Annotated in this window: 15 protein-coding genes and 4 tRNA genes; 4 read left to right on the top strand and 15 right to left on the bottom strand. The window is 66.0% G+C overall.

Annotated features, from left to right (window positions below):
• Nucleotides 1-28 precede the first annotated feature (28 nt).
• Nucleotides 29-400: a phosphoribosyl-AMP cyclohydrolase gene (gene hisI / locus ROSELON_RS12360; RefSeq protein WP_025312681.1), complete on the bottom strand. Its 372-nt coding sequence runs from the start codon at nucleotides 398-400 to the stop codon at nucleotides 29-31.
• A 69-nt stretch (nucleotides 401-469) separates the two neighbouring features.
• Here hisI and ROSELON_RS12355 point away from each other — a divergent pair, with 69 nt between their 5' ends.
• On the top strand, nucleotides 470-925 hold the full coding sequence (locus ROSELON_RS12355) for an iron-sulfur cluster assembly scaffold protein (protein ID WP_025312680.1): 456 nt from the start codon (nucleotides 470-472) through the stop codon (nucleotides 923-925).
• A 414-nt stretch (nucleotides 926-1339) separates the two neighbouring features.
• Here the strand turns inward: ROSELON_RS12355 and recG are convergent, their stop codons facing one another.
• The 4 genes from recG to sciP form a co-directional block, all read right to left on the bottom strand.
• Nucleotides 1340-3448: an ATP-dependent DNA helicase RecG gene (gene recG / locus ROSELON_RS12350; RefSeq protein ID WP_025312679.1), complete on the bottom strand. Its 2109-nt coding sequence runs from the start codon at nucleotides 3446-3448 to the stop codon at nucleotides 1340-1342.
• Nucleotides 3441-5705, bottom strand: a complete 2265-nt coding sequence (ligA, locus tag ROSELON_RS12345) for an NAD-dependent DNA ligase LigA (RefSeq protein WP_025312678.1) — start codon at nucleotides 5703-5705, stop codon at nucleotides 3441-3443. Before ligA ends, recG begins: the two co-directional genes overlap by 8 nt.
• A 201-nt stretch (nucleotides 5706-5906) precedes the next feature.
• Entirely contained in the window at nucleotides 5907-6617 is a 711-nt protein-coding gene (ctrA, locus tag ROSELON_RS12340; protein ID WP_025312677.1) for a response regulator transcription factor CtrA, read from the bottom strand.
• A 122-nt stretch (nucleotides 6618-6739) separates the two neighbouring features.
• Nucleotides 6740-7015 carry a CtrA inhibitor SciP gene (gene sciP / locus ROSELON_RS12335; RefSeq protein ID WP_025312676.1) on the bottom strand — a complete coding sequence of 92 codons (276 nt, stop codon included), beginning with the start codon at nucleotides 7013-7015 and terminating at the stop codon, nucleotides 6740-6742.
• A gap of 144 nt (nucleotides 7016-7159) precedes the next feature.
• Here sciP and mnmA point away from each other — a divergent pair, with 144 nt between their 5' ends.
• Entirely contained in the window at nucleotides 7160-8320 is a 1161-nt protein-coding gene (gene mnmA, locus ROSELON_RS12330; protein WP_025312675.1) for a tRNA 2-thiouridine(34) synthase MnmA, read from the top strand.
• Between the two features lie 146 nt (nucleotides 8321-8466).
• Here mnmA and ROSELON_RS12325 read toward each other — a convergent pair whose 3' ends face one another.
• From ROSELON_RS12325 to ROSELON_RS12285, 9 genes are all read right to left on the bottom strand, one after another.
• A complete protein-coding gene (locus ROSELON_RS12325) occupies nucleotides 8467-8877 on the bottom strand; it encodes a hypothetical protein (protein ID WP_025312674.1) in 411 nt (136 codons plus the stop codon).
• Between the two features lie 389 nt (nucleotides 8878-9266).
• A tRNA-Asp gene (locus ROSELON_RS12320) sits at nucleotides 9267-9343 on the bottom strand.
• Between the two features lie 187 nt (nucleotides 9344-9530).
• Nucleotides 9531-9607 (bottom strand) — tRNA-Asp (locus ROSELON_RS12315).
• Nucleotides 9608-9711: 104 nt separating this feature from the next.
• Complete coding sequence (locus tag ROSELON_RS12310) at nucleotides 9712-10695, bottom strand: DMT family transporter (protein WP_025312673.1); 984 nt, start codon at nucleotides 10693-10695, stop codon at nucleotides 9712-9714.
• Between the two features lie 151 nt (nucleotides 10696-10846).
• Complete coding sequence (locus ROSELON_RS12305; protein ID WP_025312672.1) at nucleotides 10847-11779, bottom strand: pirin family protein; 933 nt, start codon at nucleotides 11777-11779, stop codon at nucleotides 10847-10849.
• A 188-nt stretch (nucleotides 11780-11967) separates the two neighbouring features.
• Nucleotides 11968-12043, bottom strand: a tRNA-Val gene (locus ROSELON_RS12300).
• 115 nt (nucleotides 12044-12158) lie between these two features.
• Nucleotides 12159-12233, bottom strand: a tRNA-Val gene (locus ROSELON_RS12295).
• 88 nt (nucleotides 12234-12321) lie between these two features.
• Nucleotides 12322-12693 carry an HU family DNA-binding protein gene (locus ROSELON_RS12290; protein WP_156945937.1) on the bottom strand — a complete coding sequence of 124 codons (372 nt, stop codon included), beginning with the start codon at nucleotides 12691-12693 and terminating at the stop codon, nucleotides 12322-12324.
• Between the two features lie 283 nt (nucleotides 12694-12976).
• The gene (locus ROSELON_RS12285) at nucleotides 12977-13774 is read right to left on the bottom strand and encodes a polysaccharide deacetylase family protein (RefSeq protein WP_025312670.1); all 798 of its coding nucleotides are present in this window, start codon (nucleotides 13772-13774) and stop codon (nucleotides 12977-12979) included.
• A 620-nt stretch (nucleotides 13775-14394) separates the two neighbouring features.
• On the opposite strand from ROSELON_RS12285, the gene ROSELON_RS12280 reads away from it, so the two are divergent.
• The gene (locus tag ROSELON_RS12280) at nucleotides 14395-14589 is read left to right on the top strand and encodes a hypothetical protein (protein WP_025312669.1); all 195 of its coding nucleotides are present in this window, start codon (nucleotides 14395-14397) and stop codon (nucleotides 14587-14589) included.
• A gap of 96 nt (nucleotides 14590-14685) precedes the next feature.
• Here ROSELON_RS12280 and lon read toward each other — a convergent pair whose 3' ends face one another.
• On the bottom strand, nucleotides 14686-17085 hold the full coding sequence (gene lon / locus ROSELON_RS12275; protein WP_025312668.1) for an endopeptidase La: 2400 nt from the start codon (nucleotides 17083-17085) through the stop codon (nucleotides 14686-14688).
• Nucleotides 17086-17488: 403 nt separating this feature from the next.
• Here lon and ROSELON_RS18455 point away from each other — a divergent pair, with 403 nt between their 5' ends.
• Nucleotides 17489-19705: a hypothetical protein gene (locus ROSELON_RS18455; RefSeq protein ID WP_217520162.1), complete on the top strand. Its 2217-nt coding sequence runs from the start codon at nucleotides 17489-17491 to the stop codon at nucleotides 19703-19705.
• Nucleotides 19706-19775 lie beyond the last annotated feature (70 nt).

Here is a 19775-nt window from a genome sequence, read left to right as displayed (position 1 = left end):
TCGCCGCAAGCGACGGGGGCAGAGCCCCCTAATCCGTCATCGGCCGCATCAGCTCCACTTCCACGCCATCGCGCAGGGCGGTGTAGAAACAGGACCGCCGATTGGTGTGACAGGCCGGCCCGGTCTGGCGCACCACCGCCAGAAGGCAGTCGCGGTCACAATCGATGCGCAGATCGACCAGCTCCTGCACGTGGCCGCTGGTTTCGCCCTTGATCCAGAACGCCTGGCGCGACCGGCTCCAATAGGTCACGCGACCTGTTTCCAGCGTTTTCGCGACGGCCTCGGCATTCATCCAGGCCATCATCAGAACCTCGCCCGTGCCGTCCTGCTGCGCGATACAGGGGATCAGGCCGTTGGCGTCGTAACGCAGGGTTGATGGATCGAACCGGGTCTGGGGCATGGCGGGACTCTTTGCAAATGGCGATGTCGCCGCTACCTATGGGGAAAGCGACCGAAAGGCAAAGCGCCCATGTCCGCGAACAGCGACCTGATCGACCTCTATTCGCAGAAGATCCTCGGCCTTGCCGCCGATATTCCGCATCGCGGGCGGCTCGAGGGCGCGCAGGCCAGCGTCAAGAAACGCGCGCCGCTCTGCGGCTCGACAGTGACGGTGGATCTTGACCTCGATGAGGCGGGCCGGATTGCGCGGTTCGGACAGGACGTGAAGGCCTGTGCCCTTGGGCAGGCCGCGGCCGCGCTGATGGGGCGCCATGTGATCGGCCGCACGCGGGCCGAGATCGAGACCGCGCGCGATGCCCTGCGCGCCATGCTGAAAGAGGGCGGCCCGCCGCCCGGTGACCCGTTCGACGGCTACGAGGTGCTGACGCCCGCGCGCGAGTACCGCAACCGCCACGCCTCGATCATGCTCTCGCTCGAGGCGACGGCCGATGCCGTGGCCGAGGCCGAGCGCGCCGCCTGCGCCTGACCTTCGCCCCACCTCCCCCCCCAAAAAAACCGCCGCACATCCAGGGGGATGGCGGCGGAAGGATGCGTGTCCATCGGGCAAGGCGTCGGTCCCGGAGCATGGGGACCAGTGACGAGGCAGGTCAGGGGCGCATCAGGGGACAGACGATGCGCCGGTGGCCCTGCCCGGACCGCAGGCAGAAACAGAAACCTCAGATCAGACCGGGCAGATGCAGCAGGACCATCATGAAAATGGCCAGGGCCAGAACGCCGGCGGTATCGGCCAGAAGCGTCTGACGCGATTGGCGCAGGATGGTGGCGATGCGGGTCATGGCGGCGTCCTCCGGTCTTGGGTGTTGATGCTTTGTTCTCATATCTCGCCCCGCGTGTCGAGAACTTTTTAAGAACATTTGAGAACAAACCGGCATTCTGCCGATCAACCCGCCCCGATCAACGCGATCGCCTTGTCCTGTTCCATCAGCCAAAGCAGGATACGCGCGGCCTGTCCCTGCGCGCTCTCGAGGCGTGGGTCGCGCGCCAACAGCGCCCGCGCCCCTGATTGCGCCAGCGCCATCAGCGCCGTCTGGCTTTCCAGATCGGCGATACGGAACCGGGGCACGCCCGACTGCGCCGTGCCGATCAGGTCGCCCGCGCCGCGAATGGCCAGGTCTTCCTCGGCAATGCGGAACCCGTCCTCGGTCTCGCGCAGGACCATCAGCCGCCGCTTGGCCGTTTCCCCAAGCGGCGAGCGATACATCAAAAGGCAGGTCGACTCCGCCGCCCCGCGCCCCACGCGCCCCCGCAACTGGTGCAACTGGGCCAGGCCGAACATGTCGGCCTGCTCGATCACCATGATCGAGGCATTGGGCACATCGACCCCCACCTCGATCACCGTGGTGGCCACCAGCACCCGCGTGCGCCCCGATTTGAAATCGGCCATTGCGGCGTCCTTCTCGGCCACGGGCATGCGGCCATGCACCAGCCCCACCACCCCCTCGCCCAGGCTGGCGCGCAGATGCTTGAACCGCTCCTCGGCCGCGACCGCGTCATAGACCTCGGACTCTTCGACCAAGGGGCAGACCCAATAGGCCTGCCGCCCCTCGGCGATGGCGTCGCGCAGGTGCTGCACGACCTCGTCCATCCGCGCGGTCGAAATCAGCGCCGTCTTCACCGGCGTGCGCCCGGGCGGTTTTTCGTCCAGTACGCTGACATCCATGTCGCCATATTGCGCCAGGCTGAGTGTGCGGGGGATCGGCGTCGCGGTCATCACCAGCATATCCGCCGCCTGCCCCTTGCGGCTGAGGCGGATGCGCTGGGTAACACCAAACCGGTGCTGTTCATCCACGATGGCCAGCCGCAGGTCGCGAAATTCAACATCGTCCTGAAACACCGCATGCGTGCCCACCAGAAGCTGGATGTCCCCGCGCGCCAGCGCCGCCAGCTTGGCCTTGCGCTCGGCCCCCTTGTCGTTGCCGGTCAGCATCTCGATCACGACGCCCGCCTCTTCGGCCAGCGGCTTGAGATTCGCGAAATGCTGCCCGGCCAGGATCGAGGTCGGCGCCATCATCACGCCCTGCCCGCCGGCCTCGACCGCGACCAAGAGCGCCATCAGCGCCACCAGCGTCTTGCCCGCCCCCACGTCGCCCTGCAACAGGCGGCTCATCCGCGTCGGCGCGCCCATGTCGGACTCGATGTCCGAAATCGCCCGCAACTGTGCGCCGGTTGGCGAAAATGGCAGCGCGTCCAGCACCTTGTCCCGCAACCGCCCGTCGCCTTGCGTGACGAAGCCCTTTTTCTTGCGCCGCGTCTGGCGGGCCAGCGCCAGTGTCATCTGATGGGCGAACAATTCGTCAAAGGCCAGCCGTTCGCGCGCCTTGGCCGAGCGGCTCAGATCCTCGGGGCCCTCGGGGGCGTGGGCCTCCCGCAGGGCCGCGCTCCAATCGGGCCATCCCTTCTGCCGTTTCAACTCGGCATCGCACCATTCCGGCAGGTCGGGCACCCGCCCGAGCGCCGAGGTCACGGCTTTTTGCATCCCCTTCTGCGTCACCCCGGCGGTCAGCGGGTAAACCGGCTCGAAGGGCGGGATATCATCGGCCTCATCGACCGGCAGGATATGGTCGGGATGCGCCATCTGCGCCACCCCGTCGAACAGCTCCAACTTGCCCGAGACGACCCGACGCTGGCCCGTTGGCAAGATGCGTTGCAGGTAGTCGGCCCGCGCGTGGAAAAACACGAGTTGAAAGGTGGTTTCCGCGTCCTCCACCTCGACACGGTAGGGCCCGCGGCCGGCAGGCGGGCGGTGACGCCCCACCGTGACCTCCACCGTCGCGGCCCCCGGCAGCGGCACCTCGCGGATCGAGGCGCGCCGCGCCCGATCCACCCCCCCAACGGGCAGGGTCAGGACCAGGTCCTTTGGCGTTTCGACCGCCAGCCCCTTGAAATGCTTTGCCGTTTTCGGACCGATCCCGTCCAGCGTTTCCAACCCGGCAAAGAGCGGAAACAGGATCTCGGGCCGTCCGCGGGGTGTCGCCGGGGCGTCAGCCATCACCGATCAAGGCCAGCCAGCCGTCCTCGTCGATCATCTCGATGCCCAGATCCTCGGCTTTTTTCGCCTTCGATCCCGCCCCCGGCCCCGCGACGACCAGATCGGTCTTGGCCGACACGCTGCCCGACACCTTGGCACCGAGCGCCTCGGCCCGCGCCTTGGCCTCGGCACGGGTCATCTTTTCAAGGCTGCCGGTGAAGACCACGGTCTTGCCGGCCACGGGGCTGCCCTCGGTGGCGCGCGCCTCGGGCGGCTGGATGTCGAGATGTGCGATCAGCCGGTCGATCGAGGCGCGCTCGGCCTCCTGCGCGAAGGTATCGCTGAGCGACAGGGCGACGGTCGCGCCGATCCCGTCAATGCCGACAAGATCGTCCCAGGCCGATTGGGCCGCCTTGGGCACGTCGGCCGCCTCCCATGCGGCGCGGCGGGTCTCGCTGATCTGCGCGCGGCGGCCTGCCTCTCGTGCGGCCGCCTGCTCTTGGGCGACGGCCGCCTCGCCGGCGCGATGGGCGGCGGCGGCCGGGATGGCCTGAATCACGGCCGCTTCAAACGCCGGCCAACTTGCGAAATGTCGTGCCAGATCATCGGCGGCCACCTCGCCCACGTGGCGGATGCCAAGCGCGAATATCACACGCTTGAGGGGAATTTTCCGTTTATCATCAATGGCATCAAAAATATTCTTCGCGCTTTTCTCGCCCCAGCCTTCGCGATTTTTCAACTGCTGCAAGCCAGTGCCATATTTTTCTTTCAATTCAAAGATATCCGCGGGTTCCTTGACCCATCCGTCGCCATAGAACGCCTCGACCTGCTTGGCCCCCAAGCCATCGATGTCAAAGGCCGCGCGACTGACGAAATGCTTCAACTTTTCAACGGCTTGCGCAGGACAGATCAAGCCGCCCGTGCAGCGGCGCACGCTGTCGCCCTCCTCGCGCACGGCGTCCGACCCGCATTCGGGGCAGACACTCGGGAACACGTATGGCTGCGCATCCTCGGGCCGCTTTGACAGGTCGACATCCGCAACCTTGGGAATGACATCGCCTGCGCGATAGACCTGCACCCAATCCCCGATGCGGATATCCTTGCCCTCGCGGATCCTCTCGCCGCGACTGTCGCGGCCCGCGATGTAATCCTCGTTATGCAGGGTGGCGTTCGACACCACCACGCCGCCCACGGTCACCGGCGTCAGCCGCGCGACGGGCGACAGCGCCCCGGTACGGCCAACCTGGATGTCGATCGCCTCGAGCCGGGTCCAAGCCAGCTCAGCCGGGAACTTGTGCGCGATGGCCCATCGCGGCGTGGTCGAGCGCATCCCGAGACGGCGCTGCAGATCAAGGTCGTTCAGTTTGTAGACCACCCCGTCGATATCATAGCCTAGGGTCGCGCGGTCCTGCTCGATGGCGCGGTAATGGGCCAGCATCTCGGCCACGCTGTCACACGCTCGGGTCCGGTCATTGATGACGAACCCGAACGCCCGCAGCCGGTCGAGGGCGCCCATCTGTGTTTCGGCCAGGCTCTCGGACAGCGCGCCCCAGGAATAGGCGAAGAACCGCAAGGGGCGGGCGCGCGTGATCTCGGCATCGAGTTGCCGCAGCGACCCGGCCGCGGCGTTGCGCGGGTTCGCGAAACTCTTGCCACCGATCTCGGTCTGGCGCCGGTTCAACGCCTCGAAATCGGCGTGGCTCATGTAGACCTCGCCGCGCACCTCCAACACCTCCGGGGCGTCATCGATCCGCGCCGGAATATCGTCGATGGTCAGCGCATTGGCGGTGACATTTTCGCCGACGCTGCCATCGCCGCGCGTGGCCGCGGCGACGAGCCGGCCATGTTCGTACCGCAAGGAGAGCGACAGGCCGTCGATCTTGGGTTCGGCGGTAAAGGCCAGGGGCGCATCCGCGGCCAGCCCGAGATAGCGGCGAATGCCGGCGACGAAATCGGCGACATCCGCGTCGTCGAAGGCATTGGCCAGCGACAGCATGCGTTCGGCATGGGTGACCTTGCCAAACCCCTCGGCGGGGGCGGCACCGACCTGCTCGCTGGGGCTGTCGGCACGTTTGAGATGCGGAAAGCGCGCCTCGATCGCGGCGTTTTCACGCTTCAGCGCGTCATATTCGGCATCCGAAAGGGTCGGGGCATCCTCCGCGTGATAGGCCGTGTCGGCGGCGTGCAGCAGATCGGCCAGTGCGGCCAGCCGGTCGCGCGCCTCGGCTTCCGTCAACTGTTGCGGCGCCTGGTTTGCGGATGTTCCGGTGCCGGCCATGGTCCCCCCGAGAAAAGGCTGATCCTTCGGGATAGGTGATAGGGGGCTGGTCGGGTCTGGTCCAGCGGCTTGATCGCCGGGCGGGGCCTGCCGAACACGGGGTCACGGCCCGTTGCACCCAAGGCGGTCGCGACAGACGCGCCGAGACCACCACAGGACGCGCCTAGGCATCGCCCGCCGATTGGACGCTACGCGCTGCGGTCAGGCCGAGGCGACGAGATCCGCGTCGGGCTGCGCCGCGGGGTCGCGCAGCACATAGCCCCGGCCCCAGACGGTCTCGATGTAATTGTCGCCGCCGGTGGCCTCGGACAGTTTCTTGCGCAGTTTGCAGATGAACACGTCGATGATCTTCAACTCGGGCTCATCCATGCCGCCATAGAGATGGTTGAGGAACATCTCCTTGGTCAGGGTCGTGCCCTTGCGCAGGCTCAGCAACTCGAGCATCTGGTATTCCTTGCCCGTAAGATGCACCGGCGCCCCCGCCACATCCACTGTCTTGGCGTCCAGATTGACCGAAATGCGCCCCGTGTTGATGACCGATTGCGCATGGCCCTGGCTGCGGCGGATGATGGCGTGGATCCGCGCGACCAGCTCCTCGCGATGAAACGGCTTGGTCAGGTAATCATCGGCCCCGAACCCGAAGCCCTTGAGCTTGTTTTCGGGATCGTCCAGCCCGGACAGGATCAGGATGGGCGTCGTCACCCGCGCGGTCCGCAGCTGACGCAGCACTTCGTGGCCGGTGATGTCGGGCAGGTTCAGATCGAGCAGGATGATGTCGTAATCGTACAGCTTGGCGAGATCGACCCCTTCCTCGCCCATGTCGGTGGAATAGACGTTGAGGTTCGCGTGCTTCAGCATCATCTCGATGCTTTTCGACGTCGTTGGGTCGTCTTCCACAAGCAGAACGCGCATGTTTTCAGTCTCCGAATCTCGCCTTTTCTCGACCTACCCTGGGATCAAATGGTTAATTACACGTTACCTGTTTGAGCCGGTTGGCCCGGAAAAAACCATGGATGCTCACGCAGATAGCAGCCCTAGTTGCGGAAACGCTGCACCGAAGTTGCTTTCAAAGCTGCAACACCATGGCGCGCGACGGCGCGGCGCCAGCCCTCCAACTCCTCGTCGGAGAGGGACCAGGTGCGAATCGCTTCCTCGGCGGATATCAGCCCGGAATCGACCGCCTGCACGACCAGCGCCTTGCGGCTGGCGACCCAACGGCAGGTATCGGGCGGCGGCAGATCGGCCCGGGTCAAGAGCCGCCCATCGGGCAATGTCACGGCATGGGGCCCCTTGATCCGTCTGATATACATGTCCCCTCGTCTCCCGGAAGTTGTCTCGGCTATCGGCGGTTCTGACGTGGAGTGTTTAATTCGGCGTTAGCAGCGCCTTGTGGATAGGGGTGTTTTTCCTATATTCCGCTCATTCCACGCGCGTAACAGGACAGGAACAGGCCCATGGCCCTAGACCGGCCCCACAGCCTCAATTCGCTTGGCTTGCCCAAGCCGCCCGCCGAGACCCGTGTCGTCGTGGCGATGTCGGGTGGTGTCGATTCCTCGGTCGTCGCCGCGCAGCTCGCCGATGAAGGCTATGATGTCGTGGGCGTGACGCTGCAACTCTATGATCACGGGGCGGCACTGGCCAAGAAAGGCGCGTGTTGCGCGGGCCGTGACATCCACGATGCCCGCCGCGTCGCTGAAGAGATGGGCTTTCCCCATTATGTCCTCGATTACGAGAACACCTTTCGCGAGGCCGTGATCGACGAATTTGCCGACAGCTACCTGGCCGGGGCAACGCCCGTGCCCTGCATCCGCTGCAACGAGCGCGTGAAGTTCAAGGACCTTCTGGCCACGGCCCGCGACCTCGATGCCGATTGCATGGCGACCGGCCATTACATCCAGCGCAAGATGGGGCCGGACCGCGCCGAGTTGCACCGCGCCGCCGACATGGACCGCGACCAGTCGTATTTCCTGTTCTCGACCACGCAGGAGCAGCTCGATTTCCTGCGCTTTCCGCTGGGGCACCTGCCCTCCAAGGCCGAAACGCGTGCCTTGGCGGCCAAATACGGGCTGCCCGTGGCCGACAAGCCCGACAGCCAGGATATCTGCTTCGTGCCCAATGGCGATTATGCCAGCGTGATCGAAAAGCTGCGCCCCGGTGCGGCCGATCCGGGCGAGATCGTCGATATGGCAGGCAATGTGCTGGGCACGCATCGCGGCGTGATCCATTATACGATCGGCCAGCGGCGGGGCCTGGGGATCGGGGGGTTGGCCGACCCGCTTTACGTGGTGAAGCTCGATCCTGACACAAGGCAGGTCATCGTCGGCCCCAAGGAGGCGCTGGCCAAACGCACGGTCCCGGTGCGCGAGATCAACTGGCTGGGCGATGCGCCCTTCACCTCGCGCCCCGAATGGGAGGTCGAGGTGCGGATCCGGTCTACCCGGCCGCCCGCGCCCGCCGTGATCCGGCCGTTGTCCGAGACCGAGGCCGAGGTTGAGCTGGTGACGGCGGAACAGGGGGTCAGCCCCGGTCAGGCCTGTGTCTTCTACGACCCCGAGAGCACGCGCGTCTTCGGCGGCGGCTGGATTCACAAGGGGGTGAGCGCCGATCCGGTCTGAAGGAACGGCGGTCGCCCCGGTGGGGCGGCCGAGGCGTGACCGGGCGGAGCCCCGGCCAAGCGCCGGTCCGGCCTGACAAGGCCTGCGGTCGCCCCGCTGGAGCCGCCGGGGCGTGACCGTCTCGCCAACAGCCCCGGGGTGCCGCGCTACATACCGCCATTCATCAGGAAACTGCGAAACCTGATCGCCTGGTGGCTGACCCGCAGCTCGATCCGGGCGCTGTCCAGCCGCACGATGCTGTCGCCGCGACCCCCCGATGCATCCAACCTGTACCCCCCTGCCCCAAAGAGCGCCATGCTGCCCGCGGGCCGGTCGGCATCGTCGCTGCGCGCGATCTGCTGAAACCGCGCCGACAGGGCACTGCGCGCCTCGGCCTCGGGGATGAGGGCGACGCGGCGCGTATCGTCCCAGGTGATCATGCAGGCCAGCCGGGCCACGGCGTTCTCGGGCCAGACCGCCGCGTCGTCCGGGGCGGCGCGCGTCGCCCCGAACAGGGCGAAAGCCCCCGGATCGGTCAATTCGGGTCGCGGCCAGCCGATCCCGCGTCGCAAGGCCATAGCGCGAACAGGCCACGATCCCGCCCGGTGTCGTGACACCGGCAAGTTCTGTCCCGAACCGGCCCGTCAGCGACCACAGCCACGGATCGCGCAGGCGCATCGCCTCGGGCAGTGGTCCCGTTTCGACCACGACACCGCCAAGCGCCCCGTCCAGCGCGGCGCGAAACCCGTCGCGATCCTGCCAGGGGGCCTCGGACAGGGCGAGCACGGCCTGCGCGTCCAGCATGACCTGTGCGGGCAGGCGCATCGGGATCACAAGGCATAAGGTTAGGGCAATGGCCGCGCGGAACATGCAGCGAAGGTAAGCCATGCAGCCGCCACGACCAGCCTTTGGCCGCCATCGGCGGCGGCGCCGCAGCGATCCTGAGCGTGAGGATTCTGTGGGAAAATGGCGCGGTTGACGGGGCTCGAACCCGCGACCCCCGGCGTGACAGGCCGGTACTCTAACCAACTGAGCTACAACCGCGTGGAGGCCTGATTAGGCAAATCCCAAGGCGGCGTCAATGCCGGAAGCGGCGCTTTTCGCGCCAACACGGATCGCCGCCTGCCCCACCCAGGACGGTGTCCCCCGCGCCACGGCACAACCCGCCCACCCAAACGAAAAACCGGCCCGCAAGGGCCGGCGTTTCATCGCATTGCTGCGGGGATGGTGATGGCGCGGTTGACGGGGCTCGAACCCGCGACCCCCGGCGTGACAGGCCGGTACTCTAACCAACTGAGCTACAACCGCTCACCATGCGCCTTGGGCGGTGCCCGTGGCGTGTGGGGCGGTTTAGGCCCCCGTTCTGCGCCCGTCAAGCGGGCTTTTGCACTTTCGCCGCGGATTTCGCACGATCAGCTGCGACGTTGCGGGCGCGAGGCCGCCAGGGGCCGGGCGCGGGCGCGTTCCCGCGCAAACACATACAGCCCCGCGCCGGCGATCAGGGCGGTGCCGGCCAGCATCGGCAGGCTCGGCACCTCGCCAAAGATCACCCAGCCCCAGAGAATCGCAATGGGTAGCCCGGTGTATTCATAGGATGCCACCGTCGCGGCATTCCCGATCCGGTAGGCTTGGCTGAGGGCATAGCCGACCCCCCCGGCAAGCAGACCGAGCAGGCCGAATTTCCACCAATCCGCCAGCGGCGGCCAGACCCAGGCGCGCAACAGGAACACCAGGCTGTCGCTCTCCAGCCCCTCGGAAAAGCGGCCGTCACCCGCCACAAGGAAAAAGGCCAGGCTCACCAGGATGAAGGTCGTCTGGATATAGACCGCCATGGCCGAAGCGGCCGATTGCGCCCCCAGCTTGCGGGTCAGCACCTGCATGCCAGCATAGCACAAGGCGGCGGCGACCGGCAGCAGCAAGCTCCACCGTGCGATGCCGCCCCAATCCACGCCCGGCGCCATCATCACCGCCACACCCAACAGCCCGATCAGGATGGCCGTCATCCGGTGGCGCCCAACCTTTTCGCCCAATACCGGGATCGCAAGCAGGGTGATGAACAGCGGCGCCACGAAAAACAACGCCGTCGCCGCCCCCAACGGCATCACCGCAAGGGCCGCGAAAAAGGTCATGTTGGCCATGACGATCAACAGCGCTCGGACCAGATGCAACCCCGGCGTCGCGGTGCGCAACATGGCCAGCCCCCCCTCGTAGCGCAGGATCACCAGCGACACGCAGATCCCGATCGCCGAGCGCACGAAGACCATCTGATGCAGCGGGTAGTCGCCCGACAGCAGCTTGATCAGCATGTCATTGATCGAAATGAAGAAAACGCCTGCCAGAATGAAAGCGATGGCACGGGCGTTCGCGCCCTGCGCCTCTGCGTCAGCGGTGCTCATGGCTGCGCCTGTCGCGGCGCAGCCGCCCGCGCGTACCAATCCCATGCGCGGTTCCGATCGCGCAAAAGCGTCGGGTCGGTCGAAAGGGCGGGGCATGACATCATGGGCGCACCCTGCCCCGCCGGCCCGCGCCGGGCAAGCGGTCTCGGCCTCAGGGCAGCGGGATGAACTCGTCGCGATCGGTTGGCGGCAACTGAAAGCGGCCATGCTCCCAGTCGCCCTTGCGCCAAGCCTCTTTCGCTTCGTCGATCCGCTCTTTCGAGGAAGCCACGAAATTCCACCAGATGTGACGCGGCCCCTCCAGCGTATCGCCGCCCAGGATCATCACCCGCGCGCCAGTCTCGCCCGCCCGCAGGGACACGGCGTCACCGGGCCGGAACACCATCATCTGGCCCCGCTCGAACACCTGACCGGCGATTTCGACCGACCCATCCAGCACATAGGCGCCGCGATCCTCGTGGTCGTCGGGCATGGGCAGGCGCGCGCCCGGCTGCACCAGGGCATCGGCGTAAAACATCGGCGAGGGCGTCGCCACCGGGGCCGTGGCGCCATAGGCCGCCCCGAGGATCAGGCGCAGTTCCTTGCCCTCGCCCTCCAGCATCGGCAACGCGGTCTTGGCCGCATGGGCGAAATCGGCCGGTCCATCCTCGGCCCCCTTGGGCAGGGCGATCCAGGTTTGCAGACCGGACAGGCGATAGGGCTGGTTCAGCATGTCGCCGTCGATCCGCTCGGAATGGGTGATGCCATGCCCTGCCGTCATCAGATTGACCGCGCCCGGTTCGATCCACTGATCGGTACCAAGGCTGTCGCGGTGGTGAAACTTGCCCTCGAACAGGTAGGTGACGGTCGCCAGACCGATATGCGGATGCGGCCGGATATCGACCCCCTGGCCCGTCAGAAACTCGGCCGGGCCCATCTGGTCGAAGAAGATGAAGGGTCCGACCATCTGCCGCCTGGGGGCGGGCAAGGCGCGGCGGACCTCGAAATCGCCCAAGTCGCGGGCGCGCGGGACGATCACGGTCTCGATGGCATCGACGGCATCGCCGGTGGGGCATTCGGGGTCGAGGGTGGGGTTCCAGCTCATGTCGGCTCTCCTGCAAGGCTTGCACGCAAAGGTAGGGCTGCGCCAACAGGCTGGCCACCGCAACAGCCGCACGGCGCAAGTGCGCTCTCGCACAACAAAAGCCTAACGCATATCTATTTGTGCGAAATTACAAAAAGCCATGTCTCGACACGACGGGCGCGGCAAGGCGCCCTCGCGGGTTGGCGCGGTGGTGGGTGGTGAGGGACTCGAACCCCCGACATCTTCGGTGTAAACGAAGCGCTCTACCAACTGAGCTAACCACCCGGCCGGTGCGGTGCATAGCCCGCCGAGAACCCCGTCGGCAAGCCCGATTTCGCACTTGCCGCGCCACACCATGACAACGCCAGACAGGCACCGTATCGCGGGGCGGAGGGGAAAATGGTGGGTGATGAGAGATTTGAACTCCCGACATCTTCGATGTGAACGAAGCGCTCTACCACTGAGCTAATCACCCGCCGGGTGGGGCGGTGTTTAGCCCCAAGCCCGTAGCTCTGCAAGAGGGGTTTGCGCCCTTTTCGTGCCAAAGGCGCATGACGGTCGGCTCAATCCTTTTCGTCCGCGCCCGGATCGGCCTCGCCCGGTGCCTCGGTCGCGGCGGATGGGCCCGGTTGCGGCCCCGTGCGCTTGAGCTTGACCGTCAAGAGCGCGCCACCCGGTTTTTCGACCCGCTTTTTGACCATCAGCTTGCCCAAGGGCGACACCGCCAGCTCGTCATGCGCATCGAGAAGCGTTCCCATCTCGGCCAGCACCAGATCCATGACCAGCTTCACATCCGAGCGTTTCATGTCGCTGCGCGCAACAATCGCATCCAGAAGATCGGGACGTTTGGCGCGCTCGGGCGTCTCTGCCGACGTCTTGCTTGCGGTTTCGTCAATTGCGGGGGGCGTCGCGTCGTTCTTCGGCACCACTTGCATCGGCGCGGGCCGCTCGGCGGTTTCCGTCGCCTCGGCCTTTGACGCCGTGCTGGATGGGCCGATGCAGGGGATGGGGTGCTCCGTCTCGGTCCGGCGGGCGTGGATTTCCGCGTCCTGCGCGCAGTGGTGGATTTCCGGGCCATCTGTCTGCTCTCCTCGGCCCCATGCATTGACCGTGCGGGGCTCTTTGTTGCCATACTGGGAACAGTGCTACGGCAAATGAGCGGATTTTTCCAGTGATGACCGAAAACCATGACGCCCCGGGGGCCGAAGCCGTGGCCCGTCAGTCGCGCGGCGACCGCGCGGCCAACCGGATGCGACGCTGATCCCAACGGGGCCAGCCGATCAATTCCGAAACGGTGACGAACCGGAACCCGCGCGCCGCAAGGTCGGAAATCGTCGAGGGCATCGCGCGGATCGTCGGGCCATGGATGTCATGGGCCAGCACGACCGCGCCGGGATGGGCGCTGCGCACGATGCGCTGCGTAACGACCGTGGCGCCGGGGCGTTGCCAATCCTGCGGATCGACCGACCACAGGACGGTTGGCAGATTGCGCTCACGAAACAGCATCAGGCGCTGCCGATCATGGAAGTTGCCATAGGGCGGGCGCATGGTGACCGGCGGGCGTCCGACCGCCTCCTGGATGGCGATGCTGGTGCGGTCGATCTGGTCCAGAACCCCGGCATCGGAACGGCCTGTCAGGTTGGGATGCGACCAGGTGTGGTTGCCGATCTCGTGCCCTTCGGCGGCGACGCGGGCGGCCAGTTGCGGATGGCGCGCGACACTGCGCCCGATCATGTAAAAGGTCGCGCGCACATTCGCGGCGCTAAGGATATCCAGCAACTGCGGGGTCAGGCGCGGATGCGGCCCGTCATCGAAGGTCAGGGCGACCAGCGGCTGGCGCGTGTTGACGCGCTGCACGGTGACATCCGCCCCGCGCGTCACAGGGCCATCGCCCCCGAAACTGGCCGGGATCGCATGCGCGCCCGCCCGCCCCGTCAGCGCAGGGCTGGCCAATGCGGCCCCGATGGCGATCAGGGCCTTGCGTCGGTCGAATCTGGGGCGCGAGGGCTGTGACATGGCAGGGAAACCCGTCGATGGAAGACGATTGAGCGTGGGTCGTTGCATCAATGACAATCAAGCGCCACGCGGCACGCCACCCAGTTTGGCCCGCGACCGTGCCCTCGCCGCAACGCATCATGGCGCCGGCGTGGCAGCAAACCGGCAACACCCTGGCCGTTTGGCCCTTGGGCGCGTCTGGATGCGTCGGTGTCTGCCGAAAAGTCGTCGATGTCGTCGAATCGGGCCACGGGACATCCGTGGCGCGGCCTCGACCTTGCCTTATGGGTGGACACCTTGCCCCGCCTTGTCGCTTCCACCGCCCCTGGCCTGACGCTTTCCACCTCGACCGCCCTTGCCGGTGGCATCGCGGCAAACGGCCTGACGCTCTCGGCGTATCGCGACATCTGGTCAGACACGGTCCAGACCGGTGCCCTGACGGGGCGGCCTCGGGGGCTGATGTGGGCCTTGCGCAACAGTGTGGCCCAAAATCCCGCATGGCCCATCTGCCACAGTCGCCCGCAGCGTCGAATCGACGTTTCTTACCGCGCAAGGCGTGTGGCACGGCCGGTCGCTGTCGCAAATGGCCCGCACCGCCGAACAATGGATTTGACGAAATGTCAGTTTCGAAAGGGGAAAACATGAAACGTCTGCTCGCAACCGCCGCCATCGCTCTGGCCCTTGGCACCGCCACGGCGCCCACCGCCGACGCCGGGGGCATGGTCCATCCGGTCACGCCGCCGATCGTCGTCGTCGAGGACACCGCCTCGAGCGCGCATGGCATCCTGGTGCCCGTGCTGGCCCTGATCTTCGTCGTGGCGGCGCTGCACCACTGATCCGCGCCACGTCCTTCGCCGCGATGGCGCGGCGCAAGAAAAAACCTCGCCCATCGGTTTGGGCGGGGGTTTGTCGTTTCGCCGGGGCGCGCGCGATCAATGGGCGGTTGCGCCCTGCCCCTTGCCTTCCAGAGCGGCCTGGGCCGCCGCGGCCTCTTCTGCCTCCTCGTCCCAGTCGATGCCCTCGGGCCTGGCCGTCAGGGCGTGCTCCAGCACCTCGGAAACGTGACTGACGGGAATGATGGTCAGCCCCTCTTTCACGTTGTCCGGGATCTCGGGCAGATCCTTTTCGTTCTCGGCCGGGATCAGCACCGTGGTGATGCCCCCGCGCAGCGCCGCCAGCAGCTTTTCCTTCAACCCGCCGATGGGCAGGACATTGCCGCGCAGCGTGACCTCGCCGGTCATGGCGATGTTCTTCTTCACCGGGATCTGCGTCAGAACCGAGACGATGGAGGTCACCATCGCGATGCCCGCGCTCGGCCCGTCCTTGGGCGTGGCGCCCTCGGGGACGTGGACGTGGATATCCCACTTGTCCAGACGCGGCGGTTTCACCCCGATCGAGGGCGCGATCGAGCGCACGTAGCTGGCGGCGGCGTCGATCGACTCCTTCATCACGTCGCCCAGCTTGCCGGTCGTCTTCATCCGGCCCTTGCCCGGCAGGCGCAGCGCCTCGATGGACAACAGGTCGCCGCCGACGCTGGTCCACGCCAGCCCGGTCACGACACCGATCTGGTCCGCCTCTTCGGCCAGGCCGAACTTGAAACGGCGCACGCCCAGGAAATCCTCGAGGTTGTCGGAGGTGACGGTGACCATCTCCTCTTCCTTCTTGAGGATCTTGGTCAACGCCTTGCGACAGATCTTGGCGATTTCCCGTTCCAGGTTCCGCACCCCCGCCTCGCGGGTATAGTAGCGGATCGTGTCGGTCAGCGCGGCCTCGGTCAGGTCGAATTCCTTGGCCTTGAGCCCGTGATCCTTGACCTGCTTGGGGATCAGGTGGCGGATCGCGATCTCGCGCTTTTCATCCTCGGTATAGCCGGCCAGCGGGATGATCTCCATCCGGTCCAGAAGCGGCCCCGGCATGTTGTAGGAGTTCGCCGTGGTCAGGAACATCACGTTCGAGAGGTCGTATTCCACCTCGAGATAGTGATCGACGAAGGTCGAGTTCTGTTCCGGGTCCAGCACCTCGAGCATCGCGCTCGCCGGATCGCCCCGGAAATCCTGGCCCATCTTGTCGATCTCATCGAGCAGGATCAGCGGGTTGGTCGTCTTGGCCTTTTTCAGGGCCTGGATGATCTTGCCCGGCATCGAGCCGATATAGGTCCGGCGGTGGCCACGGATCTCGGATTCATCCCGCACGCCGCCCAGGCTGATGCGGATGAACTCGCGCCCGGTGGCCTTGGCCACCGATTTGCCAAGTGACGTCTTGCCCACGCCCGGCGGGCCGACAAGGCACATGATCGGCCCCTTCAGCTTTTTCGAGCGCTGTTGCACGGCCAGGTATTCGACGATGCGTTCCTTGACCTTTTCCAGCCCGTAATGGTCGGCATCGAGGATATCCTGCGCGCGCCCGAGGTCTTTCTTGGTGCGCGATTTCACGCCCCACGGGATCGACAGCATCCAGTCGAGATAGTTGCGCACCACGGTCGCCTCGGCCGACATGGGCGACATGTTCTTGAGCTTTTTCAGCTCCGCCTCGGCCTTTTCGCGCGCCTCTTTCGACAGCTTGGTGGCGGCGACCTTTTCCTCGAGTTCGGCCACTTCGCCGCCCTCTTCGCCGTCGCCCAGCTCGCGCTGGATCGCCTTCATCTGTTCGTTGAGGTAATACTCGCGCTGCGTGCGCTCCATCTGCGATTTCACGCGCGTCTTGATCTTCTTCTCGACCTGCAGCACCGACATCTCGCCCTGCATCAGGCCAAAGACCTTTTCCAGCCGTTCCGAGACATCCAGCGTTTCCAGAAGGTCCTGCTTCTGCTCGACCTCGATGCCCAGATGACCGGCCACCAGATCGGCCAGCATCTCGGGGTCCTGCGCCTCGATCACGCTGGTCAGCGCATCCTCGGGCACGTTCTTCTTCACCTTGGCGTATTTCTCGAATTCCTCGGCGACAGAGCGGGTCAGCGCCGCGACGGATGTCTCATCGCCCATGCGCTCTTCCAGCTCGATCACGCGGGCTTCGAAATAATCCTCGGTCGCGGTGAATTCCTCGATGCGCACGCGCTTGCGGCCTTCGACCAGCACCTTGACGGTGCCATCGGGCAGTTTCAGCAATTGCAACACATTGGCCAGCACCCCGGCGCGATAGATGCCTTCGGGCGTGGGGTCGTCGACCGCCGGGTCGATCTGGCTGGAGAGCAGGATCTGCTTGTCGTCCTGCATCACCTCTTCCAGCGCGCGAACGGATTTCTCGCGGCCGACGAAGAGCGGCACGATCATGTGCGGGAACACCACGATGTCGCGCAGCGGCAGGACAGGATAGGTCGCTTGTTGATCTGGCATTTTGCCTTCCTTGGTTCTTGGCAGGGGGCCCGGCCCTGGCTTGGCAGCGGCCCCGGCCCCTTCCGGGTAAGGATGTCTTAACGTTGGGGCGGCAAGCGGGGGGTTTCAAGCGCACCGCCCCACCCGTTTGACCGCCAGCATGCGCTTCCCGTGCCGGCCGCGCAAGGGAGGGATAGCGGTTTCCCGCCGCGGGCACACAAAATGCTGTGGAGAGCAGCGCGTTGCACCGCCTGACGACCCAAGCGGGCATTTCGACGGCCCGACTGGTCGCCCGCAGGCATGCAACGAAGCCCGGCCAAACGGGCGCATTGTCTTCTCTTGGCAGCCTTGAGCCATGTCAAAGCCCGAGGGTCGTTGCGACTGTAACATTTGACAGGTGTTCGCAAATCCGAGGGAGGCCATGATGCGATTCGAAAGACAGGTCCTGCTGGGGGCCGCATTTGGCGTGCTATGCGCCGGCGGCGCCATCGCCTGCCCCAACCCCGCCTTTACCGGGGCCACGGCATATTTCACCGGCGGCCAGCTTGCGACGCCGCAGACCCTTGCCTCGACCGCGACGGGCGGCGCGCAACTGTCCGCATGCGGCATTCCGGGCACCCGCGGCTATGCAGCGCCGCAGCCCAATTTCACCCTCTATCTCAATCAGATGCAGGGATATGGCCTGAATTTCGACGTCGACAGCGATTGCGACACGACGCTTCTGATCCGGGCGGCGGACGGGACCTGGCATTTTGACGATGATGGCGGCGAAGGTCTGACGCCCGAGATGGATCTGAGCGCACCCCAGCATCTCGAAGGCCGCGTCGATGTCTGGATCGGCACCTATTCGAACACGTCCTGCCCCGCCACGCTGGCCCTGCAGACCACGCCAAGCGCGCCGCAGCCCCTGCCGCCGCAGCCGCCGCAGGTTGCGGGCTGTCCGAACCCGGCCTATGGCGGGCAGGCGGTCAGCTATAACGCCAACCAGCTGTTCACCAGCCAGAGCCTCGGGGTGCTTGCTGCGGGGTCGACACCGCTGTCCTCCTGCCCCGGCATCGACGGGCGCGGCTATGTCAACGCCGCCCCGGACTACAGCTTTTACCTCTCGGGCATGGATCCCTATGGGCTGGAGCTTGACGTGGATGCCGCCTGCGACGCCACGATGTTGGTACGCACCGCCGACGGCATGTGGCATTTCGACGATGACAGCGATGGCAATCTCGATCCGCGCCTGACCCTGCAGCGGCCGACGGTGCTGAACGGGCGCATGGATGTCTGGGTGGGCACCTATGGTGGCAACAGCTGCAATGCCACGCTGAACATGCGCGCCGGTCCGACCGAGTTGCCGCCGCCCCCGCCGCCACCCCCGCCACCGCAGGCCGGATGTCCCAACCCGTCGCTGAACGGTCAGATGCTGGGCTACACCGCAAGCCAATTGGCCGGTGGCCAGAGCCTCGGTGTCATGGCCGCCGGATCGACCCGCGTGGCGGGCTGCGGAATTCCGGGCGGCGGCTATGCCAATGCGCAGCCCGATGTCACGCTGAACCTGTCGCAGATGCAGGGCAGCACTTTGACGCTGGCGGTCGATGCTTCCTGCGACTCGACGATGCTGATCCATGCCGCCGACGGCAGCTGGCACTACAATGACGACGGCAACGGCAATCTCGACCCGCGGATCACGTTGAGCGAGCCCGGCGAGCTGAACGGGCAGCTCGATCTCTGGATCGGCACCTATGGCGGCAACAGCTGCAACGCCACGCTGACCCTTCAGACGTCGGGGTCCGGCGGCGGTGGCATCGTTCCGCCGCCCTCGGCCGGCCTGTCCGGCACCTGGCAGTGGGAGGCCACGGGCGGCACCGTCACGATCAATGCAAACGGGACGGTCACCGATAACATGTATCCCAACACCGGCACCTGGAGCGGTCCCGGATCGGACGGCCGCTACACCATCGTCTGGAGCCATGGCTACACCGATTTCATCACCATGTCCGCGGACGGAAACGCCCTGACGATCATCAACAACACCGGCTATGCCTTTGGCGCCACGCGCATCAGCAGCGGCACGGGCGGCGGCGGCGGCGGTGGCCTGATGGGACGGATCAACGTGCTGTCGGCAAGCTACGGAGTCAATTGCGGCGCGCCGCAAGGCAACGTCACCGGCCATATCGCGGCCCAGTGCAACGGGCAGACAAGCTGCGACTACCGTGTGGATCACACGGTGATCGGCGATCCGGCCGTGGGCTGCCGCAAGACATACCAGGTCTCCTACGAGTGCGGCGACGGCGTGACCCGCACCGCCGAGGCCCCCGCCGAAGCAAGCGGGCGCAGCGTGGCTCTGCAATGCGCCGGCGGGTCGTCGGGCGGCAACACCGCCGCGCTGGAGGGCACCTGGAACATCAATGCCAACGGCCATCGCGGCACGATTACCTTCCAGCATATGGGCGGTGGCACCTGGACCGGCACCCTGACCTTGGGATCAAGCGAACCGATCACGGATGTCGTGTTCAATGCCGCATCTGGCCGGGTCCTCTTCGAACGTCCGAACGTGCCACAGTACTACACGGGTGTCGTCACCGGCGGCGAGATCTCGGGGTCGTTCGAGTCGTTCGGAACGACCTATACCTGGACGGCCACGCGCTGACCGCCCGCGCATGGGCGGCCCCGGTCGCCCCTGCGCAACCCATTTCCCATTGCACAAGCGCTGGAGGCTC

This window comes from Roseibacterium elongatum DSM 19469 (genome assembly GCF_000590925.1).
In the GTDB taxonomy this organism is placed as follows: Bacteria; Pseudomonadota; Alphaproteobacteria; order Rhodobacterales; family Rhodobacteraceae; genus Roseibacterium; species Roseibacterium elongatum.
Note: the sequence above shows the minus strand (reverse complement) of the source record. Positions and strands in the feature narration are given on the sequence as shown.